The organism is Nocardioides baculatus (assembly GCF_016735675.1).
Lineage (GTDB): Bacteria > Actinomycetota > Actinomycetes > Propionibacteriales > Nocardioidaceae > Nocardioides > Nocardioides baculatus.
The window spans coordinates 493969-520545 of the sequence record NZ_JAERSG010000003.1; the positions used below are offsets into that span (position 1 = coordinate 493969).

Here is a 26577-nt window from a genome sequence, read left to right on the forward strand (position 1 = left end):
GCCCATCGCGACCTGCCCTCACCTCTCCGAGCGGTGTCGCCCCTTCGGGTGGTCGCTAGCGTCGGCAGCGCCCGACGACGAACGACGGAAGGACCCCCTCATGAGCGCGCCGATCGGTGACGACCTGTCACCCCACGTCCTCCTCGTCTTCGGCGCGACGGGCGACCTCGCGGCCCGCAAGTTGTTCCCCGGTCTCTACCGCCTGGCCGCAGCGGGCCGGCTGCCCTCGGACTACGCGGTCATCGGCAGCGGGCGCCACTCCCCCGGCACCGACGCGGAGTTCCGCCAGCAGGTGGCCGAGGGGCTGCGCGACACCGTCGACGACCTCGACGAGTCCGTGGCCGAAGACCTGCTCGGTCGCGTGTCGTTCCAGACCTCCGACGCCGACGACGGCGCCGACCTGGCCGCGGCGGTGCGCGAGGCCGAGGACGGGCTCGGCGACGACGTACGCCGTCTCGTCTACCTCTCGGTCCCCCCGACCGCGATGGCCGGCATGGTCGCCATGCTCGGTCGCGAGGGTCTGACCGAGCGTGCGCGGCTCGTGATCGAGAAGCCGTTCGGGCTGGACCTCGAGTCGTTCGTCGAGCTCGACGACGCGCTGCACGAGGAGGTCGACGAGGACCAGGTCTTCCGCATCGACCACTTCCTGGGCAAGGAGGCGGTGCAGAACGTCTTCGCGCTCCGCTTCGCGAACGCGCTCTTCGAGCCCGCCTGGAACAGGCGCAGCATCGCCCAGGTGCAGATCGACGTCCCCGAGACGCTGCGGATGGAGGGTCGCGGCTCGTTCTACGAGTCGACCGGGTGCCTGCGCGACATGGTGTCCACGCACCTGTTCCAGATCCTCGGCACCATCGCCCTCGAGGACCCGGGCGAGTGGTCCGCCGACGCGGTGCGCCAGGCCCGCCACGACGCGTTCACCGCACTCCGCCCGCTCGACCCCTCGGACGTCGTGCTCGGGCAGTACGACGGCTACCGCGACGAGGACGACGTCGACGACGACTCCGACGTGGAGACCTTCGTCGCCCTGACGGCGTACGTCGACAACGACCGGTGGCAGGACGTGCCGTTCCACCTGCGCACGGGCAAGGCGATGGCCGAGACCCGGCGCACGGTCACCCTCCGCTTCCGGGCTCCCGAGTCGGCCGTCTTCGGCGACCCCGACGGCGACGAGCTCGTCCTGGAGCTCACCGACGATGCGCTGATCTCGGTCGACCTCGCCGGCAAGAAGCCGGGTCCCGACATGGAGCTGGCCTCGGCGACCATGCAGCTCGACTTCGGCGACGAGCTCCCCGACGACGAGCCGCTCGAGGCCTACGAGCGGCTGATCCTCGACGTGCTGCGCGGCGACCACACGCTGTTCGCCCGCTCCGACGAGACCAGGCGGCTGTGGGAGGTGTGCCAGCCGGTGCTCGACGCGATGCCCGACCCGCAGCCCTACGAGCCGGGCTCGTGGGGCCCGCAGGCTGCGCTCGACCTCGCGGCCGGCGGATGGCGGCTCGGGTGACGGACGCGCCTGCGATCGCGGACCACGGACTGATCGGCGACCTGCGGACCGCTGCCCTCGTCGCCACCGACGGCACGATCGACTGGTTCTGCCCGGGCCGCTTCGACGGTCCCAGCGTGTTCGGCTCGTTGCTCGACCCGGACGCCGGCTGCTGGCGCCTCGCGCCGGTCGACGACGGGGCCAGGACCCACCAGTACTACGTCCCCGAGACCAACATCCTCGTCACGCGCTTCATGACCGAGCACGGTGTCGCCGAGGTGCACGACTTCCTGCCGGTGCGCCGTGCCCACGACCCGGACCACCGGCAGCGTCTGGTCCGGCGTGTCGTCAACGTCCGTGGCTCGGTCGCGATGTCGATGCGGGTCTCCCCCCGCCCGGAGTACGGGTCGGTGACGCCGACGCTGTCCCAGGACGCGGGCGTGGTGCGGTTCGCGGACGGCGACGTCGAGCTCGCCCTGTCGAGCACCGTGGAGGTCAGGGTCGAGGACTCGGACGTCCTGGCCGAGCTCGACCTGGGCGAGGGCGAGGCGGCACTCTTCGTGCTCGAGGTGCTCGAGCCCGGCGAGGACGCGGCGGGCTGCAGCGAGGACGACGTCGACGACCTCTTCGAGAGCACGGCCGCCTTCTGGCGCACGTGGCTCTCCCAGTGCACCTACACCGGTCGCTGGCGCGAGCGGGTGAACCGCTCGGCGCTGACCCTCAAGCTCCTGTGCCACGAGCCCAGCGGCGGTATCGTCGCCGCGCCCACGACGAGCCTGCCCGAGGAGATCGGCGGCGAGCGCAACTGGGACTACCGGTTCGTCTGGGTCCGCGACGCGGCCTTCAGCGTGTACGCCCTCCTCCGGCTCGGCTTCACCGAGGAGGCCGCATCGTTCGTCCGGTGGCTCTCCGAGCGGATGGGCGAGGCCGGCGCCGACGACGACCTCGGCCCGCTCCGCGTGATGTACGACCTCGACGGCGAGATGCCGCACGAGCGCGAGCTCGACCACCTCGCGGGCTATCGCGACTCGCGCCCCGTCCGCGTCGGCAACGCGGCCGTCGACCAGCTCCAGCTCGACGTCTACGGCGAGCTCATCGACTCGGTCTACCTCTTCGACAAGCACGGTCGCGGGATCAGCCACGACGCCTGGCAGGACCTGTGGCGCATCGCCGACTGGCTGATGGACAACTGGGACCGCGACGACGCCGGCATGTGGGAGGTGCGCGGCGAGCCTCGCGCCCACACGACCTCGCGGCTGATGTCGTGGGTGGCGGTCGAGCGGATGATGCGCATCGCACGCCGTCGGGGACTGCCCGGCGACCTCACCGAGCTCGCCCGGGTCCGCGACGAGATCTACGCGCGGATCATGGAGGACTGCTGGTCCGAGGACCTCCGCGCGTTCGTCAGCCACGTCGGGTCGGACACGCTCGACGCGGGCGTGCTGCTGATGCCGATGGTGAAGCTCATCGCCCCCAACGACCCGCGCTTCCTCTCGACCCTGGCCCTCGTCGAGGAGCGGCTCGTCACCGACAGCCTGGTGTTCCGCTACGACGCCGAGCGCCTCTCCGACGGGGTCGGGTCCTCGGGCGGGGCCGGCGAGGGCACCTTCTCGCTGTGCTCGTTCTGGTACGTCGAGGCCCTCACCCGCGTCGGTCGGGTCGACGACGCCCGCCTCGCCCTCGAGAAGATGTTCACCTACGCCAACCACCTCGGGCAGTACGCCGAGCAGGTCGGCCTCAACGGTGAGCAGCTGGGCAACTTCCCGCAGGCCTTCACCCACCTCAGCATGATCAGCGCGATCCTCAACCTGGACCGCGAGCTCCCCTGATCGGTCAGCCGGAGACCCGGCCCGTGGCGACGACGGGCCGGTCGGCGCCACCCCCGCGCAGCGCGACGGTGCAGGTGGCCGTGTCGGCCTCGCAGGTCAGGAGGTCCTGGCGGGCGGAGGTGTCGGTGCTGACCGTCGCCGCCGCGGCGAAGGTGTCGGCATCCAGCCACTGGTAGCCCTGCACACCGTCGTAGGACCCTGGTGCCACCGGCGTCCACGTGCCTCCCCCGAGGTCGCCCACCACCGTCTCGTAGTGGCTGAGCCCGTCCGGCGGGGACGCCCGCGTCCAGAGCACCGCCCGCTGCCCGTCCGGGGACAGCGCCCCGCCCGTGCCCGGCACGCCGCGGGTGTCGAGGAGGTCGGGGCCGACCCGCAGCTCCTCGACCTGCGTCATCGTCGTGGACCCGTCGACCTCCTGCGGCTCGAAGGTGCGCGCCACCTGGAGGATCTCGCCCTCCTCGACCTGCAGCACCTGGACATCGACGCCGTCCGGAGCGGGCAGGAGCACAGGGTCCTCGCCGTCGAGCACGTCCCAGGCCAGCACGCCCCGCGCGTCGGAGAGGTAGACGGTGCGACCGTCGACGGCCGCGATGTCGGCACCTGCGGCGTCCACGCTGCCGGGTTCGGCTGCGACCGGCTCGCCGGGGAGGTCCGCGACGGGGACGTCCGTACGGTCGCCGGTGGCGAGGTCGAGCACGCTCACCGTGCCGCCGTCGGCCGCATCCACCCAGGCGACGACGTCGTCGTCCGAGACCAGGCGCCCCCGGCCGGCGTCCGCGAGTCGACCGACCGTCTCGGACTCGCCGTCGACGACGGTGAGCACGCGACCCTGCCGGTCGACGACGACGTACCCGCTGGGTGCCTGCACGAGCCCGCTGATCGCGACGTCCGTCTCCACGGTGCGCGAGCCGTCGTGGATCGTGCTGCCGACGGCGTAGGCGAGGTCGTAGGACACCACCGGGGTCGCGGCGTCCGGCTCGCGGGAGTCGCCGGCCACCAGGGTCGGCACGGCGATCCCGGCGACGAGGGCGAGCACTGCCGCCGCCGCGCCACCGACGACGGCCATCGTGCGACGGCGCTGCAGGTGGTGGTCGCCGTCGCGGATCATGGCAGCCACGTCGAGGTCGGGTGCGTCGAGGGAGTCGGCGCGGTCGTGCATGACGTCCTTGAGCAGTCCGGTCATCGGTTCACCACCGTCAGGTCGGCGGGGAGCAGGTCGAGGTGCCCGCCGCGGGAGTCGAGGGTCTTGCGGAGGGTGGCCAGGCCCGCGTGCACCTGGCTCTTCACGGTGCCGACGGCGCACCCGAGGGCGGCGGCGGTCTGGGCCTCGGTGAGGTCCTCGTAGTAGCGCAGCACGATCGAGGCCCGCTGCCGCGGGGGCAGGTCCTGCAGCGCGGACCACACCCACTCACGTTGGGTGAGCTCGTCGGCGTGCCCGTCGTGGGCCGTCTCGGGGATCGTGTCGCTCGGCCGCTCCTGCCACGACTTGCGGCGGTACCAGGAGATCGCGGTCGTGGTGATCACCTTGCGGGTGTAGGCCTCCGCCTTGGCCGGGTCCCGCAACGTCGGCCACGCGACGTAGGTCTTCGCGAACGCCTCCTGCAACAGGTCCTGGGCGAGCTGGCGCTCGCCGACCATGAGGTACGCCGTGCGGTGCAGGGCGGCCGAGCGTGCGGCGACGAACTCGGCGAAGGCCGCCGGATCGCGTCGAGGCATCTGTGCTCCTGAGAACGGGTGACGGGTGGTCACTCAACACGACGCTCCCGGAGCGACCAAAGGTTCGGACCGCATCCTTGACGTCTTACTTGTATTTTGCAAGTGTCGCTTCCCATGAGCCTCTTCATCACCTGCCCCGTCGCGAGCGTCGAGCGCGCGACCGCCTTCTACAGCGCCCTCGGCTTCACCCTGAACACCGACATGTCGGACGACAACGTGTCGTGCTTCGCCCTCGCGCCCGAGCAGTACGTCATGCTCGGCAGCCGCGAGATGTACGCGAGCGTCGGTGGCGTCGAGGACCTGGTCGGCGGACCCGACACCCCGTCGAAGGTCACGGTCTCCTTCGACCTGCCCAGCCGCGAGGCGGTCGACGAGCTCGTCGAGCGCGCCGGTGCCGCGGGCGGCCGCGTCGGCGACACGGACGACTACCCGTTCATGTACCAACGCCAGTTCGACGACCCGGACGGCTACCACTACTCGCCGTTCTGGATGAAGCCGGACGACGCCCCCGCCACGTGAGCAACCTCGCGACGGCGCTCGACGTCGTCGGGGCCCGGTGGGCGCTGCTCATCGTGGAGCGGCTGCTCGACGGACCGCAGCGCTACGGCGACCTCCAGCGCGACCTCGGCGTCCCGACGAACATGCTGGCCACCCGGCTGCGCGAGCTCGAGGCGGCAGGCGTGCTCTCCCGCATCCCCCTGCACCACAACACCCGGGCGTACGTCCTCACCGAGCGCGGGCTCGCGCTCCGTGACGCCATCGCCGCGCTCGCGCGGTGGGGCGACGGGCACACCACCGGCTGATCGTCACCAGGGCGTGGGTGCATCGATCAGCTGCTCACATCCGCTCCCCCGCCTCGACGCGGGCCGCGATGGTGTTGCCGGCCGGGGCGAGCGGGCAGCGCCACCGGTCGTCGTAGCGGCAGGACGGGTGGTAGGCGAAGTTGAGGTCCAGGACCAGGTTCTGTTCGTCACCGCCGAGCCACGCACCCTTGGCCGTGTCGAGCAGGTAGCGCCCGGCACCGTAGCTGCCGTCGCCCGCGGTGCCGTCGCGCATGGGCACGAAGAGCCCGCCGCCGTACTGGTGCAGCCACCACACGTCGAGGGTGCCGCCGAGCGGCTCCGGCAGTCGGACGAGGCCGACCCGGTGCAGCGTGACCGAGCCGTCGTCACCACCGTCGACGTCCCGCTCGTCGGCGTCGGCCGGCTCGATCTCGAGCGTGAAGCGGAGTGTCGGGTCGTACGGCCAGTAGTCCACGCCACGCTCCCTCAGCTCGGGGTCGCCGGCGGTGGGGCTCTGCGGGTGGTGGGCGAAGAGGTCGGCCCGGCCCTCGCGCCAGGCTCGATGCCCCTCGGCTGGATCGGCAGCGGCCCGCACGGCCTCGTAGAGGGACGCGACGCGGGCGCGCCAGTCGGCGAGGGTCAGGGCTGACGAGATGGAGGGCACCACGCCACTCTCGCAGGGTCCGCCAGGAGCCGGTCTCCGAGCACAGCCAGACGTCACGCGCGCGTCACCCGGCGTAACACGGCTGAATCATCGCTGGTCCATCATCGACCGGGTGCGAACTCCACGAGCCGAGTCCCGGGTGCAACAGCCGTTGATCGTCCCTGCCAGGTCGATGAGCTCGGGCGGAGGGTGCAGGCCGAGGATCGTGTGGCATCCCGACGTCGTCGGGTCCATCGTGGTGTGCTCCCGGTGCACCGCCGCCGGCCACCGGTGCTCCGCGCTGCGGTGGGACAGCCGTGCAGGCTGACGCGGTGGTGGGCGTGGCGAGCAGGTCGTCGTGCACCTGACTCCCGCCGACGTCGAGAAGCTGCTCCTGGCCACGGCCGGCATGGTCGCCCGCGACCGGCTGGCTCGCGGCGTCCTGCTCAACCACCCCGAGACCGTCGCCTTGCTGAGCACGTGGGTGATCGAACGCGCCCGTGAGGGCGTGGGTGTGGCCGAGCTGATGACGAGCGGCCGCGAGGTCCTCTCGCGCGACCAGGTCATGCCGGACGTGGCGGAGATGCTCACCGACATCCAGGTCGAGGCGACCTTTCCGGACGGACGCAAGCTCGTCACGCTCCACCAGCCCATCGCCTGATCCACGCCTGCGACGACCACACCACCACGACGACCACGTGAGGAGACCGACCATGTCGACGCGCTCGGAGGGGCCCGGTGCGATGCGCCTCGGCGAGGGTCGCCTCGTCCTCAACGCCGACCGCGGCGAGGACGAGCGTCGCACGCTGGTCGTCGTCAACACCGGTGACCGGCCGGTGCAGATCGGCTCCCACATCCACCTCGCCGAGGTGAACCAGGCACTGGCCTTCGACCGGGAGCTGGCCACGGGGTTCCGGCTCGACATCCCGTCGGGCACGTCCCGGCGCTTCGAGCCGGGCGCCTCCCGCGAGGTCGCGATCGTCGCCCTCCGCGGCCATCGGCTGGTGCCCGGCATCCAGGTGAAGGACGGACCGGTGAGCAATGGTTGAGATCAGCCGGACCGACTATGCAGCGCTCTACGGGCCGACCGCCGGTGACCAGGTCCGCCTCAGCGACACCGACCTGTGGATCGAGGTCGAGCAGGACCTGACCTTCGGCGGGGAGGAGGCGGTCTTCGGCGGCGGGAAGTCGATCCGCGAGTCCATGGCCCAGTCGACCAGGACCCGCGCCGCGGGCGCTCTCGACACCGTGATCACGAACGTGGTGGTCCTCGACCACTGGGGCATCGTCCGTGCCGACGTCGGTGTGCGCGACGGGCGGATCGTGGCCCTCGGCAGGTCGGGCAACCCGGACATCGCGGACGGGGTCCACCCGGACCTCGTGATCGGACCCGGCACCGACGTGGTCTCCGGTGAGGGGAAGATCCTGACCGCGGGCGCCATCGACATCCACGTGCACCTCCTCTCCCGGTCGCAGCTGCACGAGGCGCTCGCCACCGGCATCACGACTGTGGGCGGTGGGGGCACGGGGCCGTCGGAAGGATCGAAGGCGACGACGGTCACGCCGGGGTCGTGGCACCTCGGCACCGTCCACCGGGCGCTGGACTCGCTGCCGCTCAACGTCCTGCTGATGGGCAAGGGCAACACCGTCGGCGCGGAGGCCCTGGCCGAGCAGGCGCTGGGCGGAGCCGGAGGCTACAAGGTGCACGAGGACTGGGGCGCCACCCCGGCTGCCATCGACGCCGCACTGCGCGCCGCCGACGAGCACGGCCTCCAGGTCGCGCTCCACTCCGACAGCCTCAACGAGGCCGGCTACCTCGAGTCCACCCTCGCCGCCATCGCCGGACGAGGCATCCACGCCTTCCACGCCGAGGGCGCTGGCGGCGGGCACGCGCCCGACATCCTGGCCATCGCCTCCCACCCGCACGTCATCCCCGGGTCGACCAACCCGACGCTCCCCCACACGGTCAACACCGTCGCCGAGCACCTCGACATGCTGATGGTGTGCCACCACCTCAACCCCCGCGTGCCGGAGGACCTCGCCTTCGCGGAGTCACGGATCCGCGCGACCACCATCGCCGCCGAGGACGTGCTGCACGACCTCGGCGCCCTGTCCATCACGTCCTCGGACGCCCAGGCGATGGGCCGGATCGGTGAGGTGATCTGCCGGACCTGGCAGGTGGCGCACGTGATGAAGCACCGGCTGGGCGACCTCGGCGGTCCGGCCGACAACACCCGCGCCCGCCGGTACGTCGCGAAGTACACGATCAATCCGGCCATCGCCCATGGCATCGACCACGAGGTGGGCTCCGTCGAGCCGGGCAAGATGGCCGACCTCGTGCTCTGGGACCCGCGGTTCTTCGGCATCCGCCCGTCGGTGGTGATGAAGGGCGGAGCCCTCGTCTGGGGCGCGCTCGGTGACCCGAACGCATCGATCCCGACCCCCCAGCCGGTGCTGATGCGTCCGACCCTCGTCGCGGACACCGGCGCCGACCACGCCGTGTCGTTCGTCGCCCCGGCCGCGATCGCCGACGGACTCGCTGACCGGCTCGGCCTGCGACGACGGCTGGTCGGCGTGCGACCGACGCGCGAGGTCGGCAAGGCCGCCATGGTCAACAACGACGCGCTGCCGATGATCGAGGTGGACGCCGAGACATTCGCCATCACGATCGACGGCGAGCTGGTCGAGCCCGCCCCGGCCGAGCGACTCCCGCTCGCCCAGCTCTACGCGATGTTCTGATCCATGGCGTCCGCGGAGCTGTTGCTGATGCTGCTGGCCGACGCCCGGCTGCCCGTGGCCGGTCACACCCAGTCCGCCGGGCTCGAACCGGCGCTCCGCCTGGGGCTGGCGCCCGACGAGGTCGAGCAGTACGTCGCGACCCGGCTGTCGACGATCGCCCGGGTGGAGGCGGCCACGGCCGTGGTCGCGCGGCACCACCTGCGCGCCGGGCTGTCGACGTCCGTCGTCGAGGCGGCGTGGGCCGCGCGAACGCCGAGCCCGGCCATGCGACGTACGTCGCGCGCCCAGGGCCGGGCACTCCTGCGCCTGGCCCGCACCCTGTGGCCCGATGACGCCGCCGTGGCGACGGTCTCGGGCGTGCCCCGGGCCTCGCGGGCCGTGGCCCTGGGCGCCGTGGCGGCCGCGGGCGACCTCCCTGCGCGCGAGCTGGCGCGGCTGGTCGGCTACGACGACGTCCAGACCGTGGCCTCGGCCGCCCTGAAGCTCCTCCCCCTTGACCCCTCCGACGTCGCCGCGTGGGTGCTCCGCGCGCTGCCGGCGATCGACGTCATGTCCGCGGACCTCGCACACCTGGCGCTCGCCGAGGACATCCCCGCCAGCGGGGCACCCCAGATCGAGGCGTGGGCAGAGGCCCACGCCCGCACGACCCGGAGGTTGTTCAGTGCCTGAACCCCACCCGACCCGCCGGACGTTGAGGCTCGGTGTCTGCGGACCGGTCGGCACCGGCAAGAGCTCACTCATCGCCCTGCTGTGTCGCGAGCTGTCCGCCGAGCTCGAGATCGCCGTGGTCACCAACGACATCTACACCGACGAGGACGCCCGCTTCCTGCGGGCCGCGGGCGTCCTGGACCCGGCCAGGATCGAGGCCGTGGAGACGGGAGCCTGCCCGCACACCGCCATCCGCGACGACATCACGGCGAACCTGATCGCCGTCGAGGACCTCGAGGAGCGGTTCGCGCCACTGGACCTGGTGCTCATCGAGTCCGGTGGTGACAACCTCACCGCCACCTTCTCGCCGGCCCTGGTCGACGCCCAGGTCTTCGTGCTGGACGTCGCGGGCGGTGGTGACGTGGCACGCAAGGGCGGTCCCGGCATCGAGCGCGCGGACCTCTTGGTGGTCAACAAGACCGACCTGGCGCCGTACGTCAGCGTGGACCACGAGCAGATGGTGGCCGACGCCTCCCTCGCCCGTGACGGACGCGTCGTGATCGGGCTCTCGCGCTCGGACCGTGCCTCGGTGAACCGGCTGGTCACCTGGGTCCGCGGCCAGCTCCACCGGCAACGGACGGGGACGCTCGTGCCCGCGGACCCGGGCCCGATGGCCCGACACAGCCACAGCCACAGCCACGACCACGGCGATGACCGCCACCTGACGGAGCACCATGACCATCTCCCTCTCGGCACGACCTCCTGAGCACGTCGGGGACGCCGGCACGGCCGCAGGTTCGCGCACGACGGTGCGGGTCGAGCTCCATCCGCACGGTCGCGTCCGGGTGCACACCCGGACGTCGGGTGACCCGTCGAGGCCTCGTCTCCGACCGGTGCTCCTGTCGTCGACGACCACGTCCGCGCGGGTGTGCCTCGTGCCCGAGGGGGCGCTGCTCCTCGCCGACGACGAGGTCGAGCTCGTCGTCGAGGTCGGACCCGGCGCCGGCCTCGAGCTCGTGGAGCCCGGCGGCACAGTGGCGTACGACATGAGGGGCGGCACGGCTCGCTGGGACGTCGACGTCACGCTCGGTGACCACGCGCGACTCGTCTGGGGCGGGGAGCCGTTTGTCCTCGCCGCCGGGGCCGATGTCCGTCGACACACCCGGGTGCGCGTGGGGACCGGGGCGCGCCTGGCGCTCCGGGAGACCCTCGTCCGGGGCCGCCACGGCGAGCCGGGCGGTCGCATGGTGCAGCGGCTCGAGGTCGTCGACCAGGACGCGTCACCCCTCGTGGTCGAGGAGCTGGCCGTCGACCCGTCCACCGCGCGGGGAGTCCTCGGACTGCACCGGGTGGTCGCCTCCGTGCTGGCCCTGGGCCTCGACCTCCCGGCGGAGGTCCTGACCGAGGACCGCTACGACCTCGAGGCGGGTGGCACGTGGTGGCGCCGCCTGGGCGACGAGGTGCACCGCACGGTGGCGCAGGACGCGTGGTCCACGGCCCGGGAGCAGGTCAGCCGGTGAGCTGGGCCAGCTGGAGCAGGTTGCCGCACGTGTCGTCGAGGACCGCGACGATGACCGGGCCCACGTCGGTCGGGGGCTGCGTGAAGGTCACTCCGCGTCCGGTGAGGCGCGCGTGCTCGGCCTCGATGTCGTCGACGCCGAGCACGCACCAGGGGATGCCGTCGGCTGCCAGCGCGTCGGTGAACGGAGCCACCGCGGGATGGCCCTTGGGCTCGAGCGACACCTCGGTGGCGTCGGGGCCGTCCCCGAGCCTGACGGTGAGCCACCGGTGCTCGCCCAGGGGGACGTCCGCCGTCACCTGGAAGCCGAGCACTCCGGTGTAGAAGTCGACGGCCCGCTGCTGGTCGTCGACGAAGATGCTGATGGTCTGGAGCTTCACGAGCCCGCCTTCCGTGTCGGCCACCGCTCCGCGATCTGCGCGAGCGGTGCGGTGTTGATGGTGTGGAACTTGTAGCGACCTCGTCGCTCGGCGACCACCAGCCCGGCTTGCTGCAGGACGTCGAGGTGCTGCGAGACCGCCTGCCGGGTCGGGGTGAGGTCGTGCTTCATCGCCAGCCGCGAGCACAGCTCGAAGAGGGTCTGCTGGTCGCGTTCGAGGAGCTCGTCGAGCAGGGCCCTGCGGGTCCCGTCGGCGAGCGCCTTGAAGATGTCCGCCACTCCCCGAAAATAGGCAAGTAGTCACTTGCCTGTCAATGGACGTCGTCCAGGCTCACGATCCGACGCTGCGCACCAGTCGCTCGACCACGGCGTCGGGGTCGTCGAGCCAGTCGGTGGCCAGGACCTGCTCGACCTTCCAGCCGGCGGAGCGCAGGACGGCCGGCTGGATCGTGCGCCGCTGCTCGCCGGAGGCCCGGTCGACGCGTGCGGCGTGGTCGACCAGGACTGCCGTGTGCCAGGTGGGCTCGCCGGCGGTGCGCAGCGCGAGGTCGCACCGGAAGCCGGACTGGCCGACCGACAGCGCGACGTCGAGCCCGCGGCCGCGCAGTGCCGCGGCGAGCTGGTCGACGAGGTCGGGCGTCTCCCCCGTGCCCGCCCCGGGCTGGCGCCACGAGCCCAGCGCGGACCGCATGGCCGCGGGGTCGCCCTCGGACACCGCGTCGGCGTACTGGAGGAAGCCGCGCAGGGACGCCGCCCCGTCGTTGTAGGTGTTGACGATCATCGACGGCTCGATGCTGCTCACCAGCACCATGTGCTGACGGGCGCGGCTGAAGATGACGTTGAGCCGCTTCTCGCCTCCGCTGTTGTTGATCGGACCGAAGTTCATCCGCATCCGCCCGTCGGAGCCGCGGGCGTAGCAGACGCTCATGATGATCACGTCGCGCTCGTCGCCCTGGACGTTCTCCAGGTTCTTCACGAACAGGCCGACGGTCTGGCCGTCCTCCTCGCGGTCGACCTCGGTCTCGTAGGCCACCGCGAAGGCGGGGTCGGAGTCGGCCAGTGCCGCCAGGGCGTTCTCGATCTCGGTCTGCTGGGCCTCCGAGAAGGCGACGATGCCGAGGGTGAGCCCGGTGCCACGCAGCAGCAGGTCGCGGGTCAGCTCGGCGACCCAGCGGGCCTCGGCCGGGTTGGTCCGCCGCGTGTAGACGCCGTCGCTCACCCGGATCACGCTGATGCTGCGGTCCAGGACCGCGTCGGTCGTCGTCCGCACCTGCTCGGGGTCGGGCGCCTCACCTCTCGTCACCGTCAGGCGGGGTCGACCCTCCGCCATCGGGACCCGGTCCGGGACGGTCGCGAGCCGACCCTCGTAGAAGGCCGCGTTGCTGAACTGGATCAGCGCCTCGTAGCGGCTGCGGTAGTGCCAGAGCAGCATCGTCGACGGCAGCCGGGTCGAGGCGACGGTGAGGAAGCTGTCGGCGTCGAGCACCACGCCGACCTGCGCGGCGGCCTCGTCGTCGGTGCCGTCGTCGACCTCGGTGTCGACACCCGGGCCGCTGCTCCGGAAGTAGCGGGTCGGCGGCAGCTGCATGCGGTCGCCCACGACGATCGCCTGGCCGGCCCGGTGCAGCGCCGGGACCGCTTCCTCCACTGGCACCTGGCTGGCCTCGTCGAACACCACCACGTCGAACGACCCCGCCATCTCGAGGGTGTCGCTCAGCGAGGACGGGCTCATCAGCCACACCGGGCGGAGCGCGGCGACCACCTCGCCCGACTCGCCGCTGGCCAGCTGTCGGATCGAGCGGTAGGCGCGGACCTTGCCGAACTCGTGCTCGAGCTCGCGCCGACCGGTGCTCCACGTCTTCTTGGTCGCCCGCTGCGCGTCGTCCATGCCGGTCACGCTGCGGCCGCTGTGCTCGACCAGCTCGCGGAACCGGTGACGCAGGCGCCCGACGACCACCGCGGCGTTCGCCCTGTGCAGGGCCGGCTCCAGCTGGGCCACCCGGTCGACGAGGTCACCGAGCCGGCGACCGTCGAGCCGGTCGAGCTCGGGGTGGCTCGCCCGCGCGGCGCGCAGCGAGGCCGTGAGGACGGCGTGCTCGACCTGGTCCGGCTCGGCGTCGAGCACCTGGAGCGCACGGTGGACCGAGGGCTGTGCCGCGATGTCGTGGAGCGACGGTGCAGCGGCGCGTACGGAGTCGCGGCCCGCCGGCGAGGAAAGGTCGGCCGCGACAGCCAGGGCGGCGTCGATCGTCAGCCGCTCCACGTCGAGCACTCCGGCGAGGTCCTCGTCGAGCCGGGCGAGGCCGTGGGCCAGGTCGTCGAGCGCCTCGCGGGCACGGTCGTCGCTGGAGGCGAGCAGGTCGCGCCAGGGGGCGAGCGGCTCCTCGAGCCGGCGGGCCGCGGCGAGGGCGTCCGCCAGCGCGCCCAGGTCGACGTGACCGTAGGCGCGCTCGGCCTCGGCGTCGGCGGCGACCGCGGCGGCGTACGAGGTGTGCTGGGCGACCAGCAGGCCGAGCGACTGGCTGGCCGGCATCGGGGCGCCGGTCCACCCGCGCTCGACCATCGCCTTCACGCGACGCCACTCGCCGCTGAGGAACCGGAACGCCGCATCCTCCTTGCGGCGGGCGACGTCGAGCGCGTCGACGGCGTCGTCGGGCTGGAGGGGCTCGGTCCACCGGGAGGCCGCCTCGGCCGCCGACGCCGCGGCGGCGTGCACCTCGCCCTGGTGCCGCCGGGCAGCGGTCAGCTCGGTCGCAGCCGTCGACCGGCCCGAGAGCACGCCGAGGGCACCACGGCGGGCGAGCGGGTCGAGCAGGGCGTGGAGCCCGGCGACCTCGCGGACCTGCGCGACGCTGAGGGAGCCGGGTTCGGGTCCGCCCGCGGTCGAGAGCAGCCCCAGCACGCGGCCCAACGAGCCGGTGGCCGCCTCGGCCGCCGACGCGACGGCGACCTCGGCGCGCGCCTCGGCAAGCACGTCCCCCCGGATCGCGGCCAGCGGCGTACGGGCCAGCACGCGGTCGCGGCCCGTGCGCGCGAGTGCGTCGCCGAGCCGGTCGACCGCCGGCCGGGCCGCACTCCAGGCGTCCGGCGCGGGGACGACCTGGAGCAGGTCGGCCGGCAGGTCGTCGCCCCAGCGGGACTCGCGGAGGGCGACCAGCCGGTCGAGGTGGTCGACGACCCGGCTCCCCCGGGCGTCGTGCCCCTGCCCGACCAGCGCGTCGTCGTAGCTCTCGACCTCTGCCCGGATGCCGACCAGCTCACTGACGAGGGCGTCCCGCTCCCCCTCGAGCAGGGCGATGTCCTCCTCGGACCCGGTCCACGCCTCGTAGGTGTCCTTCAGGCCGTGGACGAACGCCTTCTTGTCCGCCTGGCTGTCGTGGACGAGCGTGCAGATCTCGTCGAGGCCCCGCGAGCGCAACCGGGCGTGCACGACGTCGAGCGCCGCCCGCTTCTGGCAGACGAACAGCACCCGCTTTCCGCGGGCGAGGTAGTCGGCGACGAGGTTGGTGATCGTCTGCGACTTCCCGGTGCCGGGCGGGCCCTGGATGACGAACGTGTCCTCGGCGCGCGCCTGGGCGATCGCGGCCATCTGCGAGTCGTCGGCGGTGACGACGAGGTAGCGGTCCTGCGGCTCCACCGGCGCCGTCGCCGCTGGCGTCTCGCGCGGCTCGGTCGAGAACAGCTCGTCGAACACCGGCTGGGCCCGCGGCGCCTCGAGCAGGGCGTCGTAGTCGCGGACCAGGCTGAGCGTGCGGTAGTTGAAGTTCGCCAGGGTCACCGCGCACAGGTCGACCTCCCAGCGATAGGGGTTGGTCTCGCCCTCCGACAGCGTGTAGAGCTCCTGCTCGACCTCGCCGGCCGCCTGGGTGCGCGGTGCCGGCGCGTCACCGAGCTCGACCCCGAGCGCCAGCGGGGAGCGGACGAGGCGGTCCTCGAAGATCTGGATCCCCAGCGGCTGCCACGAAGGTCGGGTGTAGGAGTAGGCGTAGTGCCGACGACCGATGCTCGGCCGGCTGCCGCTGCGACGCCGGCGGTAGGCCTGGAGGGCGACCTGCGCGCGGGAGCGGATCAGGTCGATGCGCGGCCGGTCGACCAGCACGACCGAGACGCCGCGCTCGGTCTGCTGCGCCTGGCGCTCGATGTCGGCGCGGAGGGCGTCGACCGCGCCCGGGTCGGTGAGGTCGACCGTCAGCGGGAGGTCGAAGCCGTAGCTGCTGCGGAGCTGGTGGCGCAGGACCGGGTTGACCTCGGCCTGCGTGGGATCGACCAGCTGGAGCTTGTAGGACTGCCGGACCCCACGGGCCTTCGTCAGGCCGGCGGCGGCGAGCACCAGCGGCGACAGGATCGGCACGTCGGGGTCGTCGTGCACGTCGTGCCACCGCAGGAACGCCACCACGACCCGGAGCTGGTCCTGGCCGTACTCCGCCCGGTCGCGCTGCGCCTGGGAGCGGACGGCGTCGAGTGCCTGCTCGGCGTAGGGCGCGTCGTCCCAGCGCACGACGGAGCCGAGCTCGACCGTCTTGCCGTCCACGAGGCGGCGCGAGGCCGGGCCGCCCCAGGTGAACAGCTGCTCGGCGCGGATGGAGCGGACGTCGAGCACCAGCGGCACGGAGGCCTGCGTCAGGTTGAGCGTGCGACCGGTGCTGCGGAAGTGGAGGAGCGGGTTGCGACGGCTGAGGTCGAACAACCGGTCCCGCAGGTGCTCGAGCACGACCGTGCGCCGGTCGCGGTCGCCGGTGGAGCCGAGGACCCGCTCGAGGTCGAAGTCCTCCGGCTGGTCGCGGTAGGTGCGCAGCCGCTCGATGAGGTCGCCGAGGTCCTGGGCACGGCGGCGACGGTCCGGCTCGATCATCGAGGTCACCAGTCCGGCGACGACCGGGTGCAGCCCGGGCGCGAGGGCGAAGAGGTTGCGGTGGTGCTGCTCGAGGCTCAGCACGTGGTCCTCGTCGGCGAGGTCGAGCCCGCAGAGGAGGGCGGCGAGCAGCTCGCCGACGCTCGCGACGTCGGTGAGCTCGTCGTGGTGACCGACCTGGTGCTCCCACCGCTGCCAGCCCGGCACCAGCCGGGCCCGGGTGCCCTCGGTCGCGGCCTGCGTGGTGGCCGTACGCCGACCGCTGGCCAGGTCGAGCAGCTGGTCTCCCCCGCGCCGGACGTCCAGGCCCGCCGAGGCGAGCTCGCGCTCGACCTCGTGGATCGCCGACCGGTGGTGCTGCGGTGCGCTCGCGGCTGCGTCGTCGAACTCGATCCGGTTGTCCTCGGTCAGCCGGAGCTGCCCGAGACCGCGCAGCGGCGCGACCTTGCCGAGCTGGTGCGCCGCGGCCACCTGCTCCATCAACGGGAGCGTCGACGCGAGGACGTCGTCGACGGGCAGCCCGCCGAGCTCGACGGCCCGGAGCACGAGGTCGCGCATCACGCCACCCCTGCGAGGAGCTCGCGGGCGCCGGCGACCACGGCGGTCCGCTCGCGGTCGCCCAGACCGAGCTCGGCCACGAGGAACTTCACCAGGTCGCCGTCGAGCTTCTTCACCATCGCAACCGCGACGGCCGCGGACAGCGCCGTGCGCGAGGCGTCGGGGTCGCTCGTCGCGAGGTCGGCCAGCACCGCGCAGAGGTAGCGGCGGGTGTCGGGCGGCAGGGCGCCGAGGTCGTCGTCGGTCAGCTCGGAGAGCGGGGTGGCTGTCGGTGGCACCACGGCGCCGTACCGCTCCGCCATCTCGATCGACTCGGGCGCCCGCAGGCCCTCGACCTGCATCGCCTCGCGGGCCAGCTCACGCGTCAGCTCGTGCAGCGCATCCTGGCCGAGCAGGTCGAGCGCAGCGAGGTCCAGCGGCGGGCCGATCGCGGCCGCGACCGCCTCCTCGGCCTCGTCGCCGTGGTCGTGCCACTGCTGGAGCGCCCACGAGCGCAGCACGTTCTCCGGGTGGGTCTGGCCGGCGCTGCCCGAGGTCAGGTCGACCTCGGCGGCCTGGCGCAGGTAGGCCGCCGGGTCGACCTGCCGCATCCCGGTCGCCAGCTTGAGCAGGCCGCCGACCGCGGGCTCGACCGTCCCGGTCGCGAGCAGCGCGCCGCGGTCGGCGTAGAGCTCCGTGGCGAGCCGGAACCGGCGCGCGGTCTCGAGGTGCTCCCCGCTCGTCCGGGCGTCGGTCTCGCTCGCCTCGAGCAGGCGCGCGGCGACCAGGTGGCGTCCGCCGTCGGACGACCAGAGCACGTGGTGCGACAGCTCGTGGCCCATCACCGCGCAGAGCTCGTCACCCGTGAGCAGGTCGGACAGCCCACCCGTCAGCACGACGATCGCGCGGTCGGGCACGAAGACGAGCTCGGCGTTGGGCTTGTCGGCCGACTCCCCCGCGTAGAGCTCCACGGGCACCGTGACGCCCAGTGCCCCGGCCGCGCGCGTCAGCTGGGCGTGCGCCTCGGGATGGCTCGTCGGGTCCAGCCGGTAGGTCGAGCGCAGCAGTGCCTGGTCGAGGTCGTCACCGCCGATGGGGCCCGAGCGAAGGGCGGCGAACGCCTTCGGGTGCTCGCCCTCGAGGATCGTGGTCACCGCCGAGTGGTAGGGCAACGGCTTCAGCTCGCGGAGCACGCGGGACAGCCTAGGTGCTCGTTCGGCGCACCATGCCGTTCACCGGTGGATCGGGCCCCGCGCCGGCTCGGCGAGGTCGACCACGCCGTCCACCAGGTCCAGGCCGACGGTCCCGTGGGTGATCCACAGGACCGAGCGGTCACGGTCACTGGTGAGGAGCTCCCGGGCGAGCTCGGACGCCGTCGCGCTGTCGAGGTGGGCGGTCGGCTCGTCCAGCACCAGCACCGGCTGGTCGGCCAGCAGCGACCGGGCGATCGCTATCCGGGCGCGTTCGCCACCCGAGACGGCGGCGTGCCCGTCACCCAGCCACGTGTGCATCCCGTCGGGGAGAGCGTCCAACCAGTCGCCGAGGCGCGCCCGCCGCAGGGTGGCCTCCACCTCGGCGTCGGTGGCTCCGGGACGCGCAAGGCGCACGTTCTCCACCAGTGTGGTGCAGAAGACGTGCGGGTGGTCGTCCACCAGACCGGTCGTCCGGCGCACGTCCGCCAGGAGCATCGACCGGGTGTCACACCCGCCGAGCACGACCCTTCCGCTGGAGGGGTCCAGGAAGCGGAGCAGCAGGGCAGCCAGGGTCGACTTCCCCACACCCGACGGTCCCACGACCGCGACGCGCTCCCCCGGTGCGAGGCGCACGGACAGCTCCTCCGTGAGCGCACCCCCGGGCGCCCACCGGGCTCGTGCCCGCTCGACGGTCACGTCGTGCCCCGAGGGCGTGCCGTGGGCCACGGTGTCACGGACGGCCGGGGCCGTGCGCTCGAGCGTGCGCAGCCGGCTCTCGGCGGCGGCCGTCCGCACGGACAGCGCGCCCGCGTCGGTCAGCGGGAGGGCGACGTCGGCGAGGGCGAGCGGCAGCAGCACGAGCAGGGCCAGCATCGGACCCGTCAGCGATCCGCCGGCGACCGCGGACGAGGCGAGCGCTGCGATGAAGGCCATCGCGACACCCGTCGTGAGCAGGGCGGCGGCCCGCGCAGCGCCCGTCCAGGCGGCCGCGCCACTTCCTGCTCGACCGAGAGCACGGGCGGTACGGGCGATCCGGTCCGTGGCGCGTGCGGTGGCCTGCCACATGAGCAGCTCCTCGGCGACCTGGACGGACTCGAGCACCTCGGTCGACAGCCGGGACCGGAGCTCCACGAGCATCTGCTCGGCACGGCGTGCGCCCCACCGGGGCAGGAGGTAGCCCACCGATCCGGTGATCGCGCAGCACGCGAGCACGATCGCGCCCGCGACCGGCAGGACGAGCGTCGCGACGAGCGCGGCGACCGCGGCCACGAGGACGAACTGGCGCACAGGCATCCGCACCCGCAGCTGACGGTCGACCACGCTGTCCACGTCGTCGACCACGGCGCTGAGCACGTCTCCGCGTCGTCGCCCCAGCCGGGCGGGCACCAGCGGGACCAGGGCGTCGTACACCTCGACTCGACGGCGGCCGAGCAGCCGGAGCGCGGCGTCGTGCGCGCGCAGCCGCTCGACGTAGCGCAGGACGGGTCGGGCCAGGCCGAAGGCGCGCACGCCGACCACGGCGACCAGCAGCGTCAGCACGGGCGGCTGGCTGGCGGCCTGGACGATCAGCCAGCCGGCCGTCGCCGTGAGGGCCACACCGGACATCGAGGCGAGGGCACCGATGACGGTGCTGGCGGCGAACCCCGCTGCCGCGGGCTCCTCGTCGGATCTGGACGACGTGTCCGGGGCCGGTCCGGCGGGAGCGGCCGCGGTGACCGCGGGCCGGGCGACCCGGTCGCGCGGCCCGGCGGCGGGCGGGGCGAGCTCGAGCCGTCGATCGGCCAGCGCCACCAGCATCGGGCGGTGTGCCACGACGACCACCGAGCTGCGACGGCCGAGCGCGAGGACGGCGTCGGCGATCACCCGCTCGGTGAGCTCGTCGAGGTGTGCCGTGGGCTCGTCGAGCAGGACCCACGGTCGGTCCGCGAGCACGATCCTCGCGAGCGCCAGCCGGGCGCGCTCACCGGCCGACAGTGTGGCGCCGTCCTCGCCCAGTGGCTGCTCGATGCCGCGAGGGAGCTCGTGGACCCGCAGCTCGAGCGCCACCTCGCGCAACGCGGCCCACAGGTCGGCGTCGGTCGCGTCCGGACGGACGATCCTCAGGTTGTCGGCGATGGACCCCGCCACGAACTGCGGCTGCTGCGGCAGCCAGGCGACCTGGGACTGCCACGATGCGCCGCCGACGGGAGATCCGTGGGACGTCATCGTGCCGTCCGTGGCGGGCTCGAGCCCGGCGAGGACCGCCAGCAGGGTGGACTTGCCGCACCCGGACGGGCCGGTCACAGCCGTCACCCCGCGCGCCGGGATCCGGGCGTCGACCGGTGCCAGCGCAGGCACGGTGCGACCGGGATACGTCATCGTCAGCCCGTCGAGGACCAGGGGCGCGCCCGGCTCGGCCGGTGCGTCGAGGTCCCCGCTGCCCTGGGCCGACAGCAGCCGGTCCGCGGCCTCGAACGTGGCGGCTCCCTCGGCGGCGGCGTGGAACTCCGCGCCGACCCGGCGCAGCGGCCAGTACGCCTCGGGCGCGAGGAGCAGGACGACCAGCGCGGTGCCCAGGTCGAGCGATCCCTGCGCGAGCCGCACCCCCACCGTCACCGCGACGAGTGCGACCGACAACGTGGCGACCAGCTCCAGGACGGCCGAGGACGCGAAGGCGATGCGGAGGGTGCGCAGCGACGCGATGCGGTAGCGGTCGGTGACCTCGGCGATGCGGCCCGACTGCACCCGCTCTCGGCGGTGCGCCACCAGGGTCGGCAGGCCGCGCACCACGTCGACGAAGTGGCCCGACAGCGCCTCCATCGCGCGCCACTGCTCGGCCGCCCGGTCACGGGTCGCGAGCCCGACGAGCGCGCCGAAGACCGGGACGAGGGGCAGCGTCGCCAGGACGATGACCGCGCTGAGCAGGTCCTGCGTCGCCATCGCCACCACTGCCAGCGGTGGGAGCACCGCGGCCAGCACGAGCGCCGGCACGTAGCGGGTGAGGTACGGCTCGCACGCCGAGACCCCGCGGGTCACCAGGACGGCCACCTCGCCGCTGCTGCCGGATCGGGGACGATGCACGGCCGCGGCCACGAGGTCGCTCCGCAAGGAGGTGCCCACGGCCGCGGCGGCGCGCGCAGCCAGCCACTCACCCGCCGCTCCGACGAGGCCGCGTGCCAGCAGCACGACGACGACTGCCGCCCCCCACTCCCGGACCTGGTCCCCGTCGAGGGCAGCGACCACGAGACCCGCCACCACCCACGCCTGCGCGATGACCAGCAGCCCCGAGACCAGACCGGTCGCGGCCACGCCGGCCAGTGGCCCACGCGCAGGGACGAGCCTGGTTCGCACGCGCGGGTCGGCCGGCCTCACCGCCCGGCGCCGACGGCTGCCGGGATGTGGTGGGTGGCGATCCGCTTGCGGAACACCCAGTAGGTCCACCCCTGGTAGGCGAGGACGAGCGGGGTGAAGATGACGGCGACGACCGTCATGATCCGGAGCGTGTACGCCGTGGCTGCCGCGTTCGTGGTCGTCAGGCTCGTCCCGGTGGCCAGGGACGTCGGCATCACGTCGGGGAACAGGGCGAGGAACAGCCCGGCCACCCCGAGGGCGATCGCCACGAAGGTGCCCACGAACGCCCATCCCTCACGACCCCGGACCGTGACCGCCAGCCCCGCGAGGAGCGCGGCCGCCGCACCGAGGAAGGCCACGGCCGACCCCACGGTCCCGGTCTCGAGCTGCGTCCAGCCGAGGAACAGCACGGCGGCGACCGCGGCCGCGGCCCCCACCGGCAGGGCCAGGGCACGCGCCCGGTGCCGGATCTCGCCGTCGGTCTTCAGCGCGATGAACAGCGCGCCGTGGGTGAGGAACAGCAGGAGCGTCATCACACCGCCGAGCAGCGCGTAGGGGTTCAGCAGGTTGAAGAAGCCACCGACGTACTCCAGGTCCGAGTCGATCGGGACCCCGCGCAGGATGTTGGCGAACGCCACGCCCCACAGCACCGACGGCACCAGCGAGCCGACGAAGATCGCCACGTCCCACCGGCTGCGCCACTGGTCGTCGTCCCGCTTGGCCCGGTACTCGAACGCGACCCCGCGCACGATGAGCGCGACCAGGATGAGCAGCAGCGGCAGGTAGAACCCGCTGAACAGCGTGGCGTACCACTCGGGGAAGGCGGCGAAGGTCGCACCGCCGGCCACCAGCAGCCACACCTCGTTGCCGTCCCAGACGGGTCCGATCGTGTTGATCATGACGCGGCGCTCGGTGTCGTTCCTGGCCAGCACCGGCAGCAGCAGGCCGACGCCGAAGTCGAAGCCCTCCAGGGCGAAGTAGCCGATCCAGAGGACGGCGATCAGCATGAACCAGACGGTCGTGAGCTCCACGGGGATCTCGCTCTCGGGTCAGTAGGCGAAGGCGAGCGGGCGGTCGTTGCCGGGCTCGTCGACGTCGGAGGTGGGTTCGGGCAGGGGGTCGGCGCCGCGGGCGATGTAGGTCAGCAGCAGGCGCACCTCGATCACGGCGAGCACGCCGTAGACGGCGGTCAGCACGATCAGCGAGGTCAGCACCTCACCGGTGCTGACGCCCGGCGACACTGCTCGATCGGTCGTCATCAGCCCGAAGACGGCCCACGGCTGTCGGCCGAGCTCGGTGAAGATCCAGCCGAAGGAGTTGGCGAACAGCGGGAGGAAGGGCAGCGCCATCGCCACCCACACGGTCCGCCTGCCGGCCGGCGACCGCCCGGCCCGCGTGATCCACAGGATCCATGCCGCGATGACGGACGCCAGGACGCCGAGCCCGATCATCAGGCGGAAGGTCCAGTAGGTGACCGGGATGACGGGTGTGTAGCCGTCCTCGGAGTAGTAGGCCGCACCGGGGTCCTGGCCGTAGGTCTTCTCGTACTGGGCCCGGAGGTCGTTGATGCCCTTCACCTCACCCTGGGTGTCCCCGGTCGCGAGGAAGGACAGCAGTCCGGGCACGGTGACGGAGAAGGTCTCCTTCTCGCCGTCCAGGGTGCCGAGGGTGAACAGCGAGAAGTCCGCGGGCGCCTCGGTGTCGTAGAGCGCCTCGGCTGCCGCCATCTTCATCGGCTGCACGTCGGTCATGATCTTGCCCTGGAAGTCCCCGGTGATCGCGACGCCGATGCCCGACGCCAGCACGATCGCCGCACCGGTGCGGACCGCCAGCCGGTACATCGGGCGGTCGCCGTCGGAGGAGCGTCGCCCGAGCTGCCACATCGCGACGCCGACCACGAAGGCCGCGCCCGTCATGTACGCCGCCAGGACCACGTGCGGGAACGTCACGAGCTGCACCTTGTTGAGCAGCACGGCCGCGAAGTCGTTCATCTCGGCGCGACCGGTGTCGGGGTTGTAGGCGAAGCCCACGGGGTTCTGCATCCACGAGTTGGCGGCGAGGATGAAGTACGCCGAGAACAGCGTGCCGAGGTGCACCAGCACCATGCAGGCCGCGTGCAGCCTGGCCGGCAGCCGGTCCCAGCCGAAGATCCACAGGCCGAGGAAGGTGGACTCCAGGAAGAACGCGAGCAACCCCTCGACCGCGAGCGGCGCCCCGAAGACGTCGCCGACGAAGCGGGAGTAGTCGCTCCAGTTCATCCCGAACTGGAACTCCTGCACGATGCCGGTCACCACGCCGATGGCGAAGTTGATCAGGAAGAGCTTGCCGAAGAACTTCGTCAGTCGGAGCCACTGGTCGTTGCCGGTGCGGAGCCAGGTGATCTCGTACCCCGCGATGATCGCCGACAACCCGATCGTGATCGGGACGAACAAGAAGTGGTACACGGTGGTGATGGCGAACTGCCACCGGGCGATGTCGGTCGGGTCCACGGGCGGGGTCTCCTGTCGGCACGTCTGTCCTCGGTCGCGGACATCCGCGGCCGGGTTCCACGCTAGGGATCGCTCGCGGGGCGCAGCACGGTCCAAGTTCCCGTTCGACCCGGGACCTTGGTCCCGTGGTCAGGTCTGCGGTGAGACCTCGTCAGCCGTGAGACCCCAGTCCGGCTCGACCTCCGCGACGTGCACCGGGACGACCATGACGGGGCACCGGGACTCGCGCAGGACCGTTCGCGCGACCGCTCCCAGGTGGTGCGGGCCCCACGGGGCCCGGCCGTGCCGTCCCATGACGACGAGACGGCCGACCCGGGAGTCGTCGACGAGCACGTCGGCGGGCCACTGGTGGCGCACCTCGACCTCGACGTCCACGCCGGGGTGGCGGGAGCGCAGGGCGCCGACCGCCTCCGTGATGACGGCTCGTCGCTCGTCGCGCCACTCGGCGGCGGCCCGGGCCGTGATGACGTCGTCGTAGACCGCGTCGAGCCGCCATCCGTGGACGACGCGCACAGGTGCGCCGGCGGCCTCGGCCCAGGCGAGTGCCTCGGCCAGGGCCTCGGCCGGAGAGCCGTCGTCGTGGACGCCGACGACCACCTCGCCGGCCGTGCCCGCGAGCTCCCAGTCCTCGTTGACGGACACCACCGGGCAGGCAGCCCGCGACGCAGCTCCCGTCACGGTGTGACCGGTGACGAGTCGGGCGAAGCCGTGGGAGTGCCGGTGCTGGACGACCAGCATGCGGGCGTCGACGGCGAGGTCACCGAGCACCCGCCAGGGAGCGCCGCCGACGGCCACGGAGGTGAACGGGACGGACCCCGCGCTCAGGTCCCTGAACTCGTCGCCGACCTCCCTGACCACCCAGTCACCCACCTCCGCGGCATCGGCATAGCTGAGGAGGACGCCTGGAGGAGGAGCCGGGTGCGCGGGGTGGAAGGCGTGCACGAGCACGACGTCACGACCCTCCCGTCGGGCGGTGTCGGCCGCGAACTGCAGCGCGGCCCGCTCCCGGCCGGGGCCGGTGACCCCGACCACCACCGAGCCTGGCCCGGGATGCGTGGGTGCGTTCTCGTCGGCGCTCATCATCGTGCTCCTTCGTGGGTGGTCACGTCAGCTCGCTGCCCGACGCCTCGAGCTCGAGGTCGGGGGTCACGGACTGGTGGACTCGCGGGACGACCCGGACCGGGCAGTGTGCGTACAGCAGGACGGTGCGAGCGGTGGACCCGAGGTGCGCGGCCGCGGGGAACCCGTGTGCCTTGCGCGCGATGACCAGCTCGTCGGCATCGGCGGACGCATGCACCAGGGCCTGCGCCGAGTGGTCGTGCCGGCACCGCAGCTCGACCGCGACGTCGGGGTGGCTCTGCCGCCAGGGGGCGAGGTGGTCCTCGAGCTCCGACTGCGCGCGCTCACCCCACTCGGCGAGCGTGGCCGGGTCGGACACGATGACGGCGTCGTACGCCGACGGGAACCGCCAGGCATGCAGGATGACGAGTCGACTGCCGCGACGGCGGGCGACCTCGAACGCCTCGGCCAGCAGCGCGTCGCTCTGGTCGTAGCGCTTGACGCCGACCAGCACGGTGCCCGTCTCGCGCTCGGCCGACCAGGTCTCCGGGACGGACACGACCGGAACGGCCGCACTGGCGGCCACGCCGGTGGACACGTTACCGGTGAACAGCCGGCTGCTCACGGGGCGACGGTCGCTCCCGACGACGATCTCCAGGGCGTGCTCCCCGGCGGTCGCCAGCGTCTTCACCACTGCCCCGCGCTTGAGGAGCGTCACCACCCTCGCGCCCGATGTCGAGGTGCCGACCTCGCGGAGCGTCGTCTCGAGAGCCGCGCGGCCGGCTTCCATGAGCTCGGCCGCCGCGATGGGGTACATGCCCGCAAGGGGGGCGTAGTCGGGGACCACGTGGACGACCTCCACGGTTCCACCGCTGAGCGCGGATTCCTTCATCGCGTACCGGAGCGCATTGGCGCCTGCCGGCGTTCCGTCGACGCCGACCACCAGGTCGTGCGTGCGGTGGGTGGGGCGACTCGCGTTCGACATGGTGGTGACCCTTCCCGGGTGTCGTTCGTGCACCACCAGCCTGCGGCGCTCCGCAGCCGCAGGGCAGTGCCGGACGGACGTGGGTCGAGGGACGAACGGCCCGATCAGTCGAGCAGCACACGTTCACCGGGCGTGGGGACGACAGCCGTCCAGCCGAGCTCCGAGGCGATGCGGCCGGCGAGGGCCTGGGCCGACGCGGGCTCGCCGTGGACGACGTAGACGGTCTGCGGCGCTCGGGGAGCATGACCGAGCCACTCGATGGTCTCCGTGCCGTCGGAGTGCACCGAGAAGTCGGGCACGGTCACGACCTCGGCACGCACGGGCACGTAGCGGCCGTGGATCTTGACCTGCCGGGCGCCCTCGGCCAGCTGTCCTTCGTCCCGGACGCGTCCTC

General features: G+C 72.8%; 23 protein-coding genes. 10 read left to right on the forward strand and 13 right to left on the reverse strand.

What is annotated here, in order from left to right:
* Window positions 1-100: 100 nt before the first annotated feature.
* Entirely contained in the window at window positions 101-1504 is a 1404-nt protein-coding gene (gene zwf / locus JI751_RS12035) for a glucose-6-phosphate dehydrogenase (protein WP_201936486.1), read from the forward strand.
* A complete protein-coding gene (locus tag JI751_RS12040) occupies window positions 1501-3312 on the forward strand; it encodes a glycoside hydrolase family 15 protein (protein WP_201936489.1) in 1812 nt (603 codons plus the stop codon). The genes zwf and JI751_RS12040 overlap by 4 nt, the downstream gene beginning before the upstream one ends.
* Before the next feature lie 4 nt (window positions 3313-3316).
* Here JI751_RS12040 and JI751_RS12045 read toward each other — a convergent pair whose 3' ends face one another.
* Together JI751_RS12045 and JI751_RS12050 are read right to left on the reverse strand one after the other, a co-directional pair.
* Window positions 3317-4495 carry a hypothetical protein gene (locus JI751_RS12045; RefSeq protein ID WP_201936492.1) on the reverse strand — a complete coding sequence of 393 codons (1179 nt, stop codon included), beginning with the start codon at window positions 4493-4495 and terminating at the stop codon, window positions 3317-3319.
* Window positions 4492-5028 carry a SigE family RNA polymerase sigma factor gene (locus tag JI751_RS12050; RefSeq protein WP_201936496.1) on the reverse strand — a complete coding sequence of 179 codons (537 nt, stop codon included), beginning with the start codon at window positions 5026-5028 and terminating at the stop codon, window positions 4492-4494. The genes JI751_RS12045 and JI751_RS12050 overlap by 4 nt, the downstream gene beginning before the upstream one ends.
* 114 nt (window positions 5029-5142) lie before the next feature.
* Here JI751_RS12050 and JI751_RS12055 point away from each other — a divergent pair, with 114 nt between their 5' ends.
* Both JI751_RS12055 and JI751_RS12060 read left to right on the forward strand, forming a co-directional pair.
* Window positions 5143-5547, forward strand: coding sequence for a VOC family protein (locus JI751_RS12055; RefSeq protein WP_201936499.1), 405 nt, complete (start codon window positions 5143-5145; stop codon window positions 5545-5547).
* Complete coding sequence (locus JI751_RS12060) at window positions 5544-5831, forward strand: winged helix-turn-helix transcriptional regulator (RefSeq protein ID WP_307814149.1); 288 nt, start codon at window positions 5544-5546, stop codon at window positions 5829-5831. Before JI751_RS12055 ends, JI751_RS12060 begins: the two co-directional genes overlap by 4 nt.
* Window positions 5832-5865: 34 nt before the next feature.
* On the opposite strand, the gene JI751_RS12065 is transcribed toward JI751_RS12060, so the two are convergent.
* Entirely contained in the window at window positions 5866-6474 is a 609-nt protein-coding gene (locus JI751_RS12065; RefSeq protein WP_201936502.1) for a DUF1684 domain-containing protein, read from the reverse strand.
* 337 nt (window positions 6475-6811) lie between these two features.
* Between JI751_RS12065 and JI751_RS12070 the strand changes: the two genes are divergently transcribed.
* The 6 genes from JI751_RS12070 to JI751_RS12095 are packed head-to-tail and all read left to right on the forward strand — an operon-like array spanning window position 6812 to window position 11360.
* Window positions 6812-7114, forward strand: a complete 303-nt coding sequence (locus tag JI751_RS12070; RefSeq protein WP_201936504.1) for an urease subunit gamma — start codon at window positions 6812-6814, stop codon at window positions 7112-7114.
* A 52-nt stretch (window positions 7115-7166) separates the two neighbouring features.
* Window positions 7167-7502, forward strand: coding sequence for an urease subunit beta (gene ureB / locus JI751_RS12075; protein ID WP_236666075.1), 336 nt, complete (start codon window positions 7167-7169; stop codon window positions 7500-7502).
* Complete coding sequence (locus JI751_RS12080; protein ID WP_201936506.1) at window positions 7495-9192, forward strand: urease subunit alpha; 1698 nt, start codon at window positions 7495-7497, stop codon at window positions 9190-9192. The genes ureB and JI751_RS12080 overlap by 8 nt, the downstream gene beginning before the upstream one ends.
* Before the next feature lie 3 nt (window positions 9193-9195).
* A complete protein-coding gene (locus JI751_RS12085; RefSeq protein ID WP_201936508.1) occupies window positions 9196-9861 on the forward strand; it encodes an urease accessory protein UreF in 666 nt (221 codons plus the stop codon).
* Window positions 9854-10606, forward strand: coding sequence for an urease accessory protein UreG (ureG, locus tag JI751_RS12090; RefSeq protein WP_201936511.1), 753 nt, complete (start codon window positions 9854-9856; stop codon window positions 10604-10606). Before JI751_RS12085 ends, ureG begins: the two co-directional genes overlap by 8 nt.
* Window positions 10575-11360, forward strand: coding sequence for an urease accessory protein UreD (locus JI751_RS12095; RefSeq protein ID WP_504739128.1), 786 nt, complete (start codon window positions 10575-10577; stop codon window positions 11358-11360). The genes ureG and JI751_RS12095 overlap by 32 nt, the downstream gene beginning before the upstream one ends.
* Here the strand turns inward: JI751_RS12095 and JI751_RS12100 are convergent.
* The 10 genes from JI751_RS12100 to JI751_RS12145 all read right to left on the reverse strand — a co-directional run bounded on the left by JI751_RS12100 (window position 11350) and on the right by JI751_RS12145 (window position 26509).
* Window positions 11350-11739, reverse strand: coding sequence for a VOC family protein (locus tag JI751_RS12100; protein WP_201936518.1), 390 nt, complete (start codon window positions 11737-11739; stop codon window positions 11350-11352). The genes JI751_RS12095 and JI751_RS12100 overlap by 11 nt on opposite strands.
* Entirely contained in the window at window positions 11736-12017 is a 282-nt protein-coding gene (locus JI751_RS12105; protein ID WP_201936521.1) for an ArsR/SmtB family transcription factor, read from the reverse strand. The genes JI751_RS12100 and JI751_RS12105 overlap by 4 nt, the downstream gene beginning before the upstream one ends.
* Before the next feature lie 52 nt (window positions 12018-12069).
* Window positions 12070-17148 carry an AAA domain-containing protein gene (locus JI751_RS12110; RefSeq protein ID WP_201936523.1) on the reverse strand — a complete coding sequence of 1693 codons (5079 nt, stop codon included), beginning with the start codon at window positions 17146-17148 and terminating at the stop codon, window positions 12070-12072.
* Entirely contained in the window at window positions 17148-18320 is a 1173-nt protein-coding gene (locus tag JI751_RS12115; RefSeq protein ID WP_201936525.1) for a M48 family metalloprotease, read from the reverse strand. Before JI751_RS12115 ends, JI751_RS12110 begins: the two co-directional genes overlap by 1 nt.
* Window positions 18321-18359: 39 nt before the next feature.
* Window positions 18360-21671: a thiol reductant ABC exporter subunit CydD gene (gene cydD / locus JI751_RS12120; RefSeq protein ID WP_201936526.1), complete on the reverse strand. Its 3312-nt coding sequence runs from the start codon at window positions 21669-21671 to the stop codon at window positions 18360-18362.
* Window positions 21668-22681, reverse strand: coding sequence for a cytochrome d ubiquinol oxidase subunit II (gene cydB / locus JI751_RS12125; RefSeq protein ID WP_201936528.1), 1014 nt, complete (start codon window positions 22679-22681; stop codon window positions 21668-21670). Before cydB ends, cydD begins: the two co-directional genes overlap by 4 nt.
* Window positions 22682-22699: 18 nt before the next feature.
* Window positions 22700-24139, reverse strand: a complete 1440-nt coding sequence (locus JI751_RS12130) for a cytochrome ubiquinol oxidase subunit I (RefSeq protein ID WP_201936530.1) — start codon at window positions 24137-24139, stop codon at window positions 22700-22702.
* 129 nt (window positions 24140-24268) lie between these two features.
* Complete coding sequence (locus tag JI751_RS12135) at window positions 24269-25219, reverse strand: universal stress protein (RefSeq protein WP_201936532.1); 951 nt, start codon at window positions 25217-25219, stop codon at window positions 24269-24271.
* Between the two features lie 22 nt (window positions 25220-25241).
* Window positions 25242-26183, reverse strand: a complete 942-nt coding sequence (locus JI751_RS12140; RefSeq protein WP_201936534.1) for a universal stress protein — start codon at window positions 26181-26183, stop codon at window positions 25242-25244.
* A 104-nt stretch (window positions 26184-26287) separates the two neighbouring features.
* Window positions 26288-26509, reverse strand: a complete 222-nt coding sequence (locus JI751_RS12145) for an MBL fold metallo-hydrolase RNA specificity domain-containing protein (protein ID WP_307814154.1) — start codon at window positions 26507-26509, stop codon at window positions 26288-26290.
* Window positions 26510-26577: the final 68 nt, after the last annotated feature.

Excerpts from the sequence above, each read along its gene's own strand:
- zwf (WP_201936486.1), top strand. The coding sequence starts at position 101 with ATGAGCGCGCCGATCGGTGACGACCTGTCACCCCACGTCCTCCTCGTC.
- JI751_RS12045 (WP_201936492.1), bottom strand. The coding sequence starts at position 4,495 with ATGACCGGACTGCTCAAGGACGTCATGCACGACCGCGCCGACTCCCTC.
- JI751_RS12050 (WP_201936496.1), bottom strand. The coding sequence starts at position 5,028 with ATGCCTCGACGCGATCCGGCGGCCTTCGCCGAGTTCGTCGCCGCACGC.
- JI751_RS12055 (WP_201936499.1), top strand. The coding sequence starts at position 5,143 with ATGAGCCTCTTCATCACCTGCCCCGTCGCGAGCGTCGAGCGCGCGACC.
- ureB (WP_236666075.1), top strand. The coding sequence starts at position 7,167 with ATGTCGACGCGCTCGGAGGGGCCCGGTGCGATGCGCCTCGGCGAGGGT.
- JI751_RS12080 (WP_201936506.1), top strand. The coding sequence starts at position 7,495 with ATGGTTGAGATCAGCCGGACCGACTATGCAGCGCTCTACGGGCCGACC.
- JI751_RS12085 (WP_201936508.1), top strand. The coding sequence starts at position 9,196 with ATGGCGTCCGCGGAGCTGTTGCTGATGCTGCTGGCCGACGCCCGGCTG.
- JI751_RS12095 (WP_504739128.1), top strand. The coding sequence starts at position 10,575 with ATGACCATCTCCCTCTCGGCACGACCTCCTGAGCACGTCGGGGACGCC.
- JI751_RS12110 (WP_201936523.1), bottom strand. The coding sequence starts at position 17,148 with ATGCGCGACCTCGTGCTCCGGGCCGTCGAGCTCGGCGGGCTGCCCGTC.
- JI751_RS12135 (WP_201936532.1), bottom strand. The coding sequence starts at position 25,219 with ATGAGCGCCGACGAGAACGCACCCACGCATCCCGGGCCAGGCTCGGTG.
- JI751_RS12140 (WP_201936534.1), bottom strand. The coding sequence starts at position 26,183 with ATGTCGAACGCGAGTCGCCCCACCCACCGCACGCACGACCTGGTGGTC.